At 67.6% G+C, this 12,663-nt stretch carries 13 protein-coding genes; 6 read left to right on the top strand and 7 right to left on the bottom strand.

What is annotated here, in order from left to right; translation table 11 throughout:
• The first annotated feature begins 13 nt into the window (after positions 1–13).
• Together ATK74_RS08520 and ATK74_RS08515 are read left to right on the top strand one after the other, a co-directional pair.
• The gene (locus tag ATK74_RS08520) at positions 14–979 is read left to right on the top strand and encodes a DUF5692 family protein (RefSeq protein WP_098460625.1); all 966 of its coding nucleotides are present in this window, start codon (positions 14–16) and stop codon (positions 977–979) included.
• 396 nt (positions 980–1,375) lie between these two features.
• Complete coding sequence (locus ATK74_RS08515; protein ID WP_143483596.1) at positions 1,376–2,086, top strand: hypothetical protein; 711 nt, start codon at positions 1,376–1,378, stop codon at positions 2,084–2,086.
• Between the two features lie 21 nt (positions 2,087–2,107).
• Here the strand turns inward: ATK74_RS08515 and ATK74_RS08510 are convergent, their stop codons facing one another.
• The 7 genes from ATK74_RS08510 to ATK74_RS08480 form a co-directional block, all read right to left on the bottom strand.
• Positions 2,108–3,019: an ABC transporter substrate-binding protein gene (locus ATK74_RS08510; protein WP_098460623.1), complete on the bottom strand. Its 912-nt coding sequence runs from the start codon at positions 3,017–3,019 to the stop codon at positions 2,108–2,110.
• Positions 3,012–3,593, bottom strand: coding sequence for an AAA family ATPase (locus ATK74_RS08505; RefSeq protein WP_143483595.1), 582 nt, complete (start codon positions 3,591–3,593; stop codon positions 3,012–3,014). Before ATK74_RS08505 ends, ATK74_RS08510 begins: the two co-directional genes overlap by 8 nt.
• Positions 3,593–4,393 (bottom strand): energy-coupling factor transporter transmembrane component T family protein, encoded by an 801-nt coding sequence (locus tag ATK74_RS08500; RefSeq protein ID WP_098460622.1) that lies wholly within the window; start codon positions 4,391–4,393, stop codon positions 3,593–3,595. The genes ATK74_RS08505 and ATK74_RS08500 overlap by 1 nt, the downstream gene beginning before the upstream one ends.
• Positions 4,390–5,886 carry an ABC transporter ATP-binding protein gene (locus tag ATK74_RS08495; RefSeq protein WP_211283320.1) on the bottom strand — a complete coding sequence of 499 codons (1,497 nt, stop codon included), beginning with the start codon at positions 5,884–5,886 and terminating at the stop codon, positions 4,390–4,392. The genes ATK74_RS08500 and ATK74_RS08495 overlap by 4 nt, the downstream gene beginning before the upstream one ends.
• Position 5,887: 1 nt before the next feature.
• The gene (locus tag ATK74_RS08490; RefSeq protein ID WP_098460620.1) at positions 5,888–6,508 is read right to left on the bottom strand and encodes an ECF transporter S component; all 621 of its coding nucleotides are present in this window, start codon (positions 6,506–6,508) and stop codon (positions 5,888–5,890) included.
• A 152-nt stretch (positions 6,509–6,660) separates the two neighbouring features.
• Positions 6,661–7,587: a sulfurtransferase gene (locus ATK74_RS08485; RefSeq protein WP_098460619.1), complete on the bottom strand. Its 927-nt coding sequence runs from the start codon at positions 7,585–7,587 to the stop codon at positions 6,661–6,663.
• A gap of 264 nt (positions 7,588–7,851) precedes the next feature.
• Positions 7,852–8,565, bottom strand: coding sequence for a GntR family transcriptional regulator (locus ATK74_RS08480; protein WP_098460618.1), 714 nt, complete (start codon positions 8,563–8,565; stop codon positions 7,852–7,854).
• A 133-nt stretch (positions 8,566–8,698) separates the two neighbouring features.
• Between ATK74_RS08480 and ATK74_RS08475 the strand changes: the two genes are divergently transcribed.
• The 4 genes from ATK74_RS08475 (at position 8,699) to ATK74_RS08460 (ending at position 12,655) form a co-directional block, all read left to right on the top strand.
• Entirely contained in the window at positions 8,699–10,066 is a 1,368-nt protein-coding gene (locus tag ATK74_RS08475) for an ABC transporter substrate-binding protein (protein WP_143483594.1), read from the top strand.
• A 131-nt stretch (positions 10,067–10,197) separates the two neighbouring features.
• The gene (locus tag ATK74_RS08470; protein WP_211283319.1) at positions 10,198–11,025 is read left to right on the top strand and encodes a carbohydrate ABC transporter permease; all 828 of its coding nucleotides are present in this window, start codon (positions 10,198–10,200) and stop codon (positions 11,023–11,025) included.
• The gene (locus ATK74_RS08465) at positions 11,025–11,834 is read left to right on the top strand and encodes a carbohydrate ABC transporter permease (protein WP_098460615.1); all 810 of its coding nucleotides are present in this window, start codon (positions 11,025–11,027) and stop codon (positions 11,832–11,834) included. Before ATK74_RS08470 ends, ATK74_RS08465 begins: the two co-directional genes overlap by 1 nt.
• Positions 11,835–11,884: 50 nt before the next feature.
• Positions 11,885–12,655: a 6-phosphogluconolactonase gene (locus tag ATK74_RS08460; protein ID WP_169923785.1), complete on the top strand. Its 771-nt coding sequence runs from the start codon at positions 11,885–11,887 to the stop codon at positions 12,653–12,655.
• Positions 12,656–12,663: the final 8 nt, after the last annotated feature.

Below are 12,663 nucleotides of genomic sequence, written 5' to 3'. Positions count from 1 at the left end.
GGGAGGTAGAGAGATGTTTCTGTTCGCGCCGATTCCCTGGTACTCCTGGGTCGCCTGGTTCGTGGTGCTGGGAGCCCTGATCGGGCTCAACGAGGTCACCCGTCGCTGGAAGTGGGTCGGGCTGGCCTTCTTCGTGGCCCTGCCGGTGATCCTCACATTGTTCGTCTGGCCGCAGACCGCCGGTGCGGGCTCGTCCACTGGAACCTGGTTCCACTGGGTGAAGGTCTACTCGGCGCTGGCCGGTTGCCTCGGCTTCATGGCCATCCGCTACATCCCCAAGCTGGCCGCGAACCGCTGGGCGCTGATCTTCCCGGCCGCGATCCTGGCCATCAACATCGCCGAGGCCTGCATCCGTGACTTCCAGGTCGGCGCCATGGGCGCCAACGGCATGGTGGACGGCGTCTTCATGGTGTCGGGCCCGTGGAACTACCTCAACGGCATCGCCGGCCTGATCAACCTGGTCACCATCTGTGGCTGGTTTGGCATCTTCATCTCTAAGGACTCATCGAAGGACATGATCTGGCCCGACATGCTCTGGTTCTGGATCATCGCCTACGACCTGTGGAACTTCGCCTACGTCTACAACTGCGTCGGTGACCACGCCTTCTACGCCGGTGCCGCCCTGCTGATCTCCTGCACCATCCCGGCCTTCTTCATCAAGAAGGGCGCCTGGCTGCAGCACCGTGCCTCCACCTTGGCGCTGTGGATGATGTTCACCATGGCCGTCCCGGGCTTCGTGACCGCCTCGCAGTTCTCGGTGAACGCCTCGCACAACCCGGCCGCCCTGATGACGGTTTCGGTGATCTCGCTGGCCGCCAACCTCGCCGTGCTGGTCTACCAGGCCTACACCGCGATCACGCGCCACAAGAACGTCCTCACCGATGAGCTCTACGACCATCTGGCCGGTTACCAGGAGGTCGCCGCGGCCAACCGGGACGTCCCGCTGGCCGCCGCAGGGGAGCCGGTCGCGATCCGCTGACCTGCTCGCCGAGCCCTCGGCAACACCGCGATCTCCGTCCGCAGACTGCCTGCGGGCGGAGATCGCCGCATTTCACAACTCCAGGAATTCATCCGCGAGGGTGCCGCGTCGGCGAGATAGTGATGTTGCACACGCTCGCCGCTGATCGGCATGCGGGCGGCGGGCCCGGATGACGGGAGGTGAGAGCCGATGCCGGATGCGGATAGCACGGTACGGTGCCAGATCGGGACGGGCTTCTGGCGTCTTGAGCTCGACGGTCGAGTCGAAAGGCTCGATCTTCGCCTGACGGCGATGGCGGACGGAGCCGCGAAGACTGAAGCGGTGGAGCATCTAGAGAGCGCCACACTTCTCTTGCAGGGCCGGCAGACCCTGGGTGAGGCTTGGACAGGAATGCGGGTGGAGCGCGCCTGGACCGAGCTTCGCCTCGCCGAGGAGGCGTACTACGCGGCCATCCCGGACCCGGACAAGGCCGCCGCGGTCGCAAGCACCGTTCTTGCCGAGGCCAAAGCCCAGCTGGATCCGACCGACCCCAGGACGGTTGCGCTGGCGAAGGCGATGAAGACCCATCCGGTGGCAGACCACCTCGGCGCACTCACCGAACCCCTGCTGGCGGCCGGCATCGCGGCCCATTCGGCCAGCGATCTCGGTCACCGAGCCCAGCGGCAATTTCGAGGGCTGCTGAGGGCCATCACCCTCGGTCTCGCGGCGCTTGCGGTGCTGGTGGGCGTCACGGTCATGGTCGTGCCGGTGCCGTCAGGGTGGCTTCCGGTGCCGACCGGGATCCCCACCGGTGCGGGGATCGTGTTGGCCATGGTGGTGGGTGCCTTCGGGGCGCTGTTCCCGGCGGTCCCGTCGTTGTCCCAGGCGCCGGCGAACCCCACGACCTACAGCCCCGACCTGGTTCAGGCCCTGCTGAAGATCGTGGTTGGTGCCTGGTCGGCTCTGGTCGGGCTGGTCGCCGTATCGGCCGGTGTGCAGGCGGCACCGACCGGCGGCAGCTCAGTGGCCGGCTTCGTCCTGATGTGTGCGGTGTTCGGGGCCAGCCAAGAGGCGCTGACCCGGTTCGCCGATCACAAGGCGGCCGCAACCAAGCCGACCACCACCTGACCGGAGGTCCGGGCAGGAGGATCAGCCGACGGGGACCGCCGGACGGATCGCTGCACGCCAGATCTCCGGATCGCCGATCACCTGATGGTCGGCCAGCCAGGCGGAGTAGGGCTCGATCAGTTCGGTGCGAAGGGTGCCCCAACGTCCCTCGTGCAGCCAGGTGGAGGAGATCAGCTCTCCGGAGCGAGCCAGTAGGCGGCGCGAGAAGTAGGGCGTGATCCGCTCGTAGAGGTCGGGGATCACCGAAGGATCGGCCGCTGCCGCCTCGTAACCCCGAGCGGTTGCCTCGACGAAGCGGCGCACCAGTTCCGGATTGTCGGCCAGCACGTCCTCGCGCGTGCCGAGCAGATAGCTGTGGTAGCCAACCCCCAGATGGCGATCCACCTCCCAGGCGCGCAGCTGATGGGAGGGGTAGTCCTCGCGCAGGTTGTCCCAGGCCCAGTACGAGCCGAAGGTCGCGTCCACCACACCGTTGGCGATCTCAGCCGCGGTCAGTTCGCGCGAGCCCAGGTCGACCAACTGGACCCGGTCCGGGTCGCCGCCGTCGCGGGCGACCAGCTCGCGGACGATGGCGCGTCCCCGAGGTGTGGGGTTCAGTCCGAGTCGGCGTCCGCTCAGATCGGCGAGCCGCTCGATGCCGGAGCCGGCCACGGTCAGCACGGTCTCTAGGCCACGCTGGTTCACCGCGGCGACGCCGACGAGCTGCTGGCCGAGTTCTCGGCGCTGCAGCAGCCGGTTGCTGGGGAACACGCCGAAGTCTGCGCGTCCGCTGTTCAGGTACTCCAGCCCGTCGCCAACCCAGGCGTCGAAGGTCACCAGCTCCAGCTCGATTCCGACCTCGGCGTACCAGCCGCGCTCGCGAGCCAGGTAGAAGCCGGCCGAGTTGGGCCACGGGTGGAAGTACTCGCCGACCAGTCTGACCCGATCAGTCATCGATGCTCTCCTTCGTGGTTGTGTCCAAGATGACGTCCGCCCTTCGCAGTGGGCGGGTGCGGGCAAAGTAGGAGCGCTCCTGCTCGGCCCAGCGCTCCCAGTGGGGACGGTAGGTGTCCCCGTCGCGCTCCAGCGCCCGCTGTCGTCGCTCGAGTGGCTCCGCAGTGACCCAGATCCGCAAGGCGGCATGCGGTGAGCCCAGCGGATGCAGGGCGCCGACGCCTTCGATGATCAGCCCGGCGCCGGGAGACATTTCACGAGGCTCGGTCTTCCGTCCGGCCGCCCAGTCGTACGGACGCCAGCTGGCCGGACGTCCGGCCGCCAGCGGCAACACCACGTCCCTGGCCACTTCCAGCGCGCCGGAGTTCAGCCCGCCCCAGCCGGGGTAGACGTCGTCGAGCCGGAGCAGCCGGACGTTCAGCCCGGCGTCGAGGCCACGCTGATGCAGCTGTCGGGCCAAAGTGGACTTGCCCGAGCCGGACGGCCCGTCGATGAGGATCAGGCCGGACTGGTCCAGCCGAGACAGCGCCAACTCGATCGTGGCCTCCCAGTTGGTGAGGATCTGGGCGGTCATCAGGTGTTCCTCAGCAGGAAGACCCACGTGCCGGCGGCCACGGCACTGGCAATGGCAGCCGCGGCCACGGCCACGGCCAGAACCACGATCAGGAGATCGCCGCGGCGCAGCTGGGACGGTCTGGCCCAGGTGCGCACCGACGACGAACCGAAGCCCTTGGCCTCCATGGCGGTGGCCAGCTTGCTGCCTCTCCGGATCGACAACACGAACAGTGCGAAAGCCTGACCGGCGAAACGCTTCAGCCGATCGAGCCAGTTGCCGGTGTCGGCCACGCCGCGAGCCCGCCGGGCCAGGCTCAGCTGGCGCCAGTCGTCCAGGAAGAGCCCGACCAGCCGGACTCCGGCCAACCCGCCCAGCACGAATCGGGCGGGCAGTCTGAGGATCTGGGCCAGCCCGTCGGCCAGATCGGTCGGGTCAGTGGTCGCGAACAGCACCACCCCGGGCAGCCCGATGGCGAGCACCCGCAGGGAGGTGGCCAGACCCAGGGCGATCGAGCCGTCGGAGACGTGGATGAACCAGATGTCCAGATAGGTCTGGCCGGAGACCCTCCCGTACAGGGACGTGGTCAGGCCGGCCAGAAGCCCGGCCAGCCAGACCGGGAAGGTGCGCTTCCAGAACTCGGCCCAGCTCAGTCCGGCCCAGGCGAACAGGATCAGGTTCAGCGAGACGGCTACGGCGGCCGACACCCAGTCGATCGAGGTAAGGAGAGCAAGGGTCTGGATCAGCACCGCGGCCATCTTCGCGACCGGGTTCAGCCGCGCTGCCGCGCTCCCTAGAACGGGTTGGACGGAGATCGTCATCGTGCCACCTCGATCGCTTTGGCTCCGGTGTAGACGCCCCCATCGAAGGCGGCCTCCAGCCGGAGTTCGGTGTCGGCCAAGGCGGTGGTGAAGGCGCGGTCGTGGGTGACGGCCAAGATTCCCCGCCCGGCGGCCAGCAACTCGTCCAGCAGCAGCACGAGTTCCCGCCAGGTCTTGGCGTCCTGGCCGAAGGTCGGCTCGTCGAGGATCAGCACCTTCGGACGGTTGGCCAACACCGCGGCCACGGACAGCCGGCGCTTCTCTCCGCCGGAAAGGGTGAACGGGTTCGCGCCGGCCAGTCGGTTCAGCCGGAGGCGTTCCAGCAGTTCGTCGGTGCGCGACTCCACTTCCGAGGATGGCAGGCCAAGTGCGCGCGGCCCCAGCCGCAGCTCGTCGGCGACGGTGGTGGCCAGGAACTGATGGTCCGGCTCCTGGAAGACCGTGCCGATCCGGGTCAGGAGTTCCCGTGAGCGCCAGGCGAACGGGTCGGTCCCAACGCCGTCGGCCAGGGACGGATGGGCGACCACTCGTCCGGCTTCGACCGGGATCAGGCCGCCCACGGTCAGAGCCAGAGTCGATTTGCCGGCCCCGTTGTCGCCGGTCACCGCGATCAGCTCGCCGCGGCTGAGTTCCAGGTCAATCTGCTCGGCGACCAGATGTCCGGGGACCCGCGCCGTGGCCAGTCCCTCGGTGCCGAGGAGGGTGGTGGCCTCCGGCACAGTGCTGCGTCGGTGGGACGGGTGATGGCCGGGCACCCACACTCCGGCCTCGGCCAGGCGGGCACCCTGGCTGGCCAGGACCGAGCTGGTGGGCCCATCAGCCAGGACGCCGCCGCCGGCATCCAGGACGACCACCCGGTCGACCAGATCGGCCCAGATCTCGACCCGGTGCTCGACCACTACCAGGGTGGATCCCGTGCTCTCCAGCACCGAGTCCACCGCCGTCCGCACTTCGAGAATGCCGTCGGGGTCGAGGTTCGCGGTGGGCTCGTCGAGCAGCAGTAGCCCTGGACGCATCGCCAACAGGCAGGCCAGCGCGAGCCGCTGTTTCTGGCCGCCGGACAGTGCGGCCGTGGAGTGATCCAGCGGCAGGTTCAGCCCGACATCGGCCAGGGCCTGTCGAACCCGGGGCCAGATCTCGGCCCGGGGGACAGCAAGGTTCTCCAGCCCGAAGGCGACTTCGTCACCGACTCGGCTCAGCACCACCTGGGCGTCCGGATCCTGCTGGAGCAGGCCGATTCGTCCGCGCTGCTTCACCGGGGCGAGCCCATCGACCAGCAGCTGTCCGCGCTGTTCACCTTCCTCGGCTCCGCCGAGCACCCCGGCCAGCGCGTGGATCAGGGTCGACTTCCCAGCCCCGGACGCGCCCAGCAGTAGCACCCGTTCGCCGGGCTGGATGGTGAGGTCCAGCCCGGCGACGGCGAACGCTTTGCGCCCGGAGTGCCGCCAACCCCAGTTGTGGGCCTGGATCTGCGCTCCGCGCACTGAAGTCACCTCAGACTTCCTTGGTGGCTTCCTGACCGGCAGCGAACCGCTGCAGGGCGCCAGTCTTGGCCAGGGCCTTGACCAGGTAGTACGACCCGATCCCGGCGATCACGATGCCGGAGACGATGGCGCTGACGAAGTAGACCGACTGGAAGAGCAGGTCGACTCCGGGGTACCAGAGGATCAGGTCGTTGATGGCCAGGGCGACGCCCGCCCCGGCGCCGGCAAGTGCGGCCACTCCGAGGTTGAACTTGCGGTAGAGGAAGATCGCCAGAACGATCTCGGCACCCAGACCCTGAACCAGGCCGGACTCCAAGGTGAGGAAGCCCCACTGGGTACCGACTAGGGCCGAGACGACTGCGGCCAGCAGTTCGGTGTAGATGGCCGCGCCCGGCTTGCGGACGACCAGGCCACCCAGGACGCCGGCGAACAGCCAGCCGCCGCCGAGGATGGACGAGAAGCCGGGCAGGATCTGCAGGGGTGCGCTCAGACCGTTGTAGGCAAGGCCCCAGGCCCAGAAGACGACGCCCGAGGCAACGCCGATCACGCTGGCGATGACGATATCGATGACCCGCCAGGCGTACGGACTCGCCGTGACCGGGGCTGCTGCTGCTTCAGTTGATGTAGACATGTTCGGATCGCTTTCTCATGCAATGACAGATGGATGGAAGGTGGGTGAGGACGAGCGGTGCGGATGGCTGGGACATCGCTCCATCGCACGGACGCCGCGCCGGTCTGCGGCGCTCAGGCGTTCAGGTGTCGGTCTGCTGGCTCGTGGACCGGTCATGACTGGCTCACCAGCCTCGCCTCGGGGATCGCCGACCACTCCTCGAGGGAGCCGTCGTAGATCCGGACATCGGGGAAGCCCCAGTGGACCAGGGCCAGTCCGGCCAGGCTGGCGGAGATGCCACCTCCGCAGTAGAGGACGACGGGACGTGCCGGATCGAGGCCGGACAGTGCATCCGGGCCGGGCCCGTCCAGCAGCGTTCCGTTGGCTCCGAGCAACCCATGGCCGGCCAGGTTGAGGCTGCCCGGAATGTGTCCGCGACGGGTGTAGCGAGTGGGGACGCGTCCCCACATGGCGTCCTCGGACAGTGCGCAGACCAGTTGGACGTCGCTGGCATCCCCGGCGTCGAGGATCGCTTCCACCTGGCGACGGTCCACCCAGACCCCCAGGTTGCGGACGGCCGGCGGTGCGGTCGGCTGTGGTGTGGCTTCGGTGGGCTCGCCACTGGCGAGCTCGCCGCCGGCCCGGTGCCATTCGGCCAGGCCGCCGTCGATCACCTGCGCATGCAGGCCGGCGTTCCGCAGCGTCCACCACAGCCGGGAGGCCCACATCTGGCTGTTCTGGTCGTACAGCCAGATGGGGCGAGTTCCGTCGATGCCGGACCGTCCGAGCTCGGCGGCGAAGGCGCCGGGATCCGGTGCGGCGAAATGGAAGCCGGCGTCCGGGTTGACCCACTGGGTCAGGAGATCGACGTGGCGAGATCCCGCGATCCGCTCGGCGAGCCACCCCGAACGTCCGCTGCTGGCCCGGTAGTCACCGTCGTACTGTGCGGCGGCCAGGCGGAGCGAGCCGTCCAGGATGATCGGGTCGAGCCGGGCGCGTCGGGCTACCGCTTCAGCCGCCGGGATGACGGTGAATCGGGAGTCCGTGCCCGCGGACAGGTGTGCGGTGCGGGCAGCGGGACGTGGCGTGGTGGTGGTCACAGATGGTCCTTGCGAGTGGGCGCCGATCGGTGGGGCGCAGTGTGTCGAGTCAGCTGTGGTGACATCGCGTCCGCGGCAGGCGGGCGCGACCGGTCATGAACCGGCGACCGGCGGTGGGCCTGGTCATGCGTCCTCCTTCCGGGAGATGGCAGGAGCATAGCGCATACGCGTGTATACGCAATAGGTCAGACGTCGGCCACGGAGTATCTCGGTACGCCTGTGGAGGCTCGAAGGAACTGAGCCTTCGAGCGGAGGGGTCCCCGGTTAGGCCGGACGGAAGAGGTCGGCGCGGAACCGGTAGGCGTCCCCGCGGTAGCGGTTCATGCCCAGCAGCACCGGTTGGCCATCGGCGGTGTAGGCCACCTCGGTGCCAATCAGGATCGGTGCGCCGGTGGGGCAGTTGAGCAGGGCGGCGATCTCGCTGTCAGCGGCGTCCGCCTGAACCGTGTAGGCCGAGCGATGCAGGCTGATCCCGCACAGCTGTTCGAGCTGCTCATACATCGACTTGTCGGTCATGTCCGCGGTGGCCAGCGGTTCGGCGCCGTCGTACTTCACCACCACCAGGTCGACGCAGATCGGCTGGCCGTCCATGCCGCGGACTCTGCGCAACTCGATCACCGGAGCGGCCGGGGCGATGTGCAGCTGTTCGGCCTCCTCGAGGGTGGCCGGACGGACGTGCTGAATCAGCACGCGGGCGGTCGGACGCAACCCGCGCGCCCGGGCCATCTCGCTGAAGGACTGGAGCTTGCTGGGCACCTCACCCAGCACCGCGCTGTTCACGAACCAGCCGCGCTGGGAGGAGCGTTCCAGCTTGCCGGCCTCTTCCAGCAGGCCCAAGGCGCGACGCACCGTCACCCGGCTTACTCCCAGGCGGAGCGCCAGCTCACGTTCTCCCGGAAGTCTGGACCCAGGGGGGTACTCGCCGCGCTGCAGGCTCAGTTCAATGTGCCGATAGGCGGTATCCGTAACACCAGACATAGCTGGAGCATACCAGTTGTGGCGTTCCTGAGTTACTGGTCTGCAAAGTTGCGCCAACTGGACTAGCTGGTATCTTTGGAGGTGCTCAGCCCACATTGATGTGGTGAGCCCCCACAGCGCGAAGGAGTATGGAGTGAAGCAATCCAGAACGGTCCGCCGGACCCTCGCAGCAGCACTTACCGCGACAGCTCTGTTGGCAGCAGCAGGCTGTGCGCCTGGTGGCACGGCACCCGCCCCGGCACCCTCGTCCTCGTCCTCTCAGGCCGTCGTCACCGATGTCGCGGCCGCAGGCAACGTCACCTTGAAGATGTCCGACTTCTGGGGCGGCAGCGAGGGCGAGTGGATCAAGTCGATGATCCAGAAGTTCCAGACCAAGTACCCCAACGTCAAGATCGAGCGCACCCAGGAGGACTGGGGCCAGCTCACCTCGACGCTGAACCTCCAGCTGGCCGAGCAGGACGGCCCCGACATCGCCACCGCCAACAATGGCTGGCAGTCGCTGGGCACCCTGGCCAAGGGCAATCTGGTGCTCAACCTCGACAAGTACTCCACCGCCTTCGGTTGGGACAAGCTGATCCCCAGCACGATCGCTCGGCAGAACCAGTTCACCACCGACTTCAAGACGATCGGTTCGGGCTCGCTGTTCTCGACCCCGGTCGCCCGGGTGTCGCTGATCGGCATCTACTACAACGTCGAGAAGCTGAACAAGCTCGGCATCACGCCGCCGACCACGCTGACCGAGTTCGAGGCGGCCGCCGCCAAGATCAAGGACGCCGGTGAGATCCCGATCGCCTATGGCAGCCAGGATTCCCCGACCGCGGTGCTGCTCGGTCTGCAGGCCATGTACGCCAGCGCCGACGCCATCAACAACTTCACCTACGGCGATACTGCAGTCACCGCTGATCAGGCCGGGCTCACCAAGGCCGCGGAGACAGTGAAGAAGTGGAACGACTCCGGTTGGTTCACCCCGCATCACGAGGGCATCAACTACCAGGACGCCGTCGCCAACTACCTTGATGGCAAGGGCATCTTCCGCTTCGAGTACACCGGCTCGCTGGGCCTGACCGACGCCCAGCAGGGCAAGTTCAAGTACATCCAGTTGCCCCAGGCGTCCGGCAGCGGCACCGTCGGTGTGGGCGCGGCGCCCTCGGCCATGGTGATCGCCAGCAAGTGCAAGAACCCGGACGTGGCTGCCGCCTTCCTCGACTTCCTGATGTCGAAGGACGCCGCCCAGGCATCGGCGGACTTCGGTCTGATTCCGCTGATGCACTCCGACATCACTGTCCCGGAGAAGATGGCCACCCTCCAGACTGAGGCGGCCGGTGCCGACGCCATCGCCAAGTCCGACGGCTTCGTCCCGTACTTCGACTGGACCAGCCCGACAATGCTGGACACCTTGAACCAGCAGATGCAGCTGCTCTACGCGGGCAAGACCGACCCGGCCGGGCTGGTCAAGGCTGTCGATGCTGACCGCAACGCCTTCCTGACCGGTTCCAAGTAACCCGCCAGGCAGTCGCGAAGATGAACACCGTTGAGGCTCGCGCCACCCGATCTTCGGGTGGCGCGAGCCGCGGGAGCCGCCGCGCAGGGCACTCGCCCCGAGCTCGGAACAAGCGGATCGGACTGGCCTTCGTGGCACTTCCGCTGGCGTTCTACGCCATCGTGGTGCTGGTCCCGCTGGCCCAGTCGTTCCAGTACTCGTTCTACGCCTGGGACGGAGTCTCGGCAGCCACGTGGGTGGGCCTGGGGAACTACATCACCTTCTTCACCGATCCGGTGCTGCAGTCGACGCTGGGCCACGTCCTGGTGCTGATCCTCTTCTTCTCGGTCCTGCCGATCCTGCTCGGGTTGTTGTCGACGGCCCTGATCACGCGTCGCAAGCTGGCCGGGATGGCGGTCTTCAGGTTCATCTACTTCCTGCCGCAGGTGCTCACCAGCGTCGTGGTGGCCCTGGTCTTCAAGCGGATCTACGGGCCCGAAGGGGCGCTCAACTCGATGCTTCGCGCAGTGGGGTTGGACGCGCTGACCCGCAGCTGGCTGGGTGACTTCACCTGGGCGCTGCCGGCACTGGGCATGATCGGCACCTGGGTCACCTTCGGCTTCTGCATGGTGCTGTTCATCGCCGGCATCTCGAACATCCCGACCGAGCTCTACGAGGCCGCCCGAGTGGACGGTGCCGGACCGCTGCGGGAGTTCTTCGCGGTGACGCTGCCGGGCTTGCGGGCTCAGATCGCCGTGGCGCTGACCTTGACCATCACTGGGGCATTGCGCACCTTCGACCTGGTCTGGGTGACCACCGGTGGTGGTCCCGGCACGGCGACCCTGACTCCGGCGGTCGCGCTGTACCGAGCCGCCTTCGTCAACCCGCAGGTCGGCAAGGCAGCCGCCATCGGCATCGTGATGGCCCTGCTCTGCTTGGCCATCGCCATGGCCATCTCCAAGTTCTCGGAGCGTGACTGATGTCCAAGAAGCTCGAGGCCGTCTTCACCTACCTGATCCTGGCCGTGCTGGCCGTGGCCGTTCTGTTCCCGGTCGGCGCCTTCGTAGGTGCCGCGCTCAGCCCCGATCGCGCCGGACGTCCGGTGCCCGGCGTCGTGGAGTGGAGCAACTTCGCCACCGCCTGGCAGGAGGCCGACTTCGCCCGGGCTATGACCGTCTCCTTGATCATCACCTGCTCGGCTGTGGCCGGACAGCTGATCTTGGCCGTGCTCGGCGGCTATGGCTTCGGGGTCCTGGGAGTCAGCGGTCACAAGGTGCTCTACCCGCTGATCGTGCTCGGCATGATGATCTCGACCGAGGCCATCATCGTCCCGCTGTACTACCAGTTCCGCAGTTGGGGGCTGACCAACAGCCTGCCCGGGGTGATCCTGATCCACCTGGGAATGGGCGTCCCGTTCGGCATCTTCTGGATGCGGGCCGCCTTCCGCAGCCTGCCGGGCTCGCTGTTCGAGTCCGCCGAACTCGACGGAGCCGGTCCCTTGCGGATGCTCTGGTCAGTGGCGCTGCCGCTGGTGCGTCCGGCCATCACCACCTTGCTGCTGCTGAGCTTCATGTGGACCTGGAATGACTACTTCATCTCCCTGGTCTTCCTGCACGGCGATAACCAGCCGGCCACCGTCGCCCTGGGAGTGTTCCAGGGACGACATCTGACCCTGTTCAACCTGATGGCCGCCGGCGGCCTGATCGTCGCCGCTCCGGTGCTGATCCTCTACGTCATCTTCCAGCGGAAGTTCATCTCCGGGATGCTCGCCGGCGCCCTGAAGGAATGACCAGGCATCCGATCCCGTCACCCCGTCCCGCTTCAACCAGAGGTACTGCTATGACCAATCTGCCCATCATCGTCGCCACCGCCGAGGAGGTGGGGGCCCGCGCTGCGGCACTCATCGCCGACGGACTTCGGACGGCGTCAGCCGCCGGCCGGGACTTCCTGCTCGGCTGTCCCACCGGACGCACCCCAGCCCCGGTGTTCCCGGCGCTGGCCGAACTGGTGTCGGCCGGCTTGGACGTCAGCCCGCTGGTGGTCGTCTTGATGGACGAGTACCTGGAGCCGGACGGTGACGCTCTGCGGCGCGTCGACCCTCGCCGCGAGTACAGCTGCATCGGCTATGCCGAACGCCAGATCCTGGCTCCGCTGGTCGACGCCGGCGGAGCCCCGGTGCGGGTCTGGTGCCCCGACCCGGCTGACCCGGAGGCCTATGACCGGCAGATCGCCGCAGCCGGCGGCATCGACTTGTTCCTGCTGGCCTCGGGGGCCAGCGACGGTCACATCGCGTTCAACCCGCCGGGTTCGCCGCGCGACTCCAAGACCCGGGTGATCGAGCTGCCGGAGAGCACGCGGCACGACAACATGTCTACCTTCCCGGTGTTCGCCAGCCTCGACCAGGTGCCGCGGCACGGCATCTCGGTGGGCATCTCGACCATCGTCGACAACAGCGCCCAGGCCCTGCTGCTGCTCACTGGGGCCGACAAGCGCGACGCCTTCGACCGGATCGCGGCTGCCGACGACTATGACCCGACCTGGCCGGCCACTGCGGTGAAGGCCTGCCGCGACTACCAGGTCCTTGCTGACGCCGACGCAGCGCGTCCCTAATACTCGAA

Source organism: Propionicimonas paludicola (assembly GCF_002563675.1).
Classification (GTDB): Bacteria; Actinomycetota; Actinomycetes; order Propionibacteriales; family Propionibacteriaceae; genus Propionicimonas; species Propionicimonas paludicola.
This window is presented reverse-complemented; position numbering and strand designations above follow the sequence as displayed.

What these genes read in the sequence shown, in the direction of transcription:
- ATK74_RS08520 (WP_098460625.1), top strand. Translation starts at nt 14, where the DNA reads ATGTTTCTGTTCGCGCCGATTCCCTGGTACTCCTGGGTCGCCTGGTTC.
- ATK74_RS08510 (WP_098460623.1), bottom strand. Translation starts at nt 3,019, where the DNA reads ATGACTGATCGGGTCAGACTGGTCGGCGAGTACTTCCACCCGTGGCCC.
- ATK74_RS08505 (WP_143483595.1), bottom strand. Translation starts at nt 3,593, where the DNA reads ATGACCGCCCAGATCCTCACCAACTGGGAGGCCACGATCGAGTTGGCG.
- ATK74_RS08500 (WP_098460622.1), bottom strand. Translation starts at nt 4,393, where the DNA reads ATGACGATCTCCGTCCAACCCGTTCTAGGGAGCGCGGCAGCGCGGCTG.
- ATK74_RS08490 (WP_098460620.1), bottom strand. Translation starts at nt 6,508, where the DNA reads ATGTCTACATCAACTGAAGCAGCAGCAGCCCCGGTCACGGCGAGTCCG.
- ATK74_RS08480 (WP_098460618.1), bottom strand. Translation starts at nt 8,565, where the DNA reads ATGTCTGGTGTTACGGATACCGCCTATCGGCACATTGAACTGAGCCTG.
- ATK74_RS08465 (WP_098460615.1), top strand. Translation starts at nt 11,025, where the DNA reads ATGTCCAAGAAGCTCGAGGCCGTCTTCACCTACCTGATCCTGGCCGTG.
- ATK74_RS08460 (WP_169923785.1), top strand. Translation starts at nt 11,885, where the DNA reads ATGACCAATCTGCCCATCATCGTCGCCACCGCCGAGGAGGTGGGGGCC.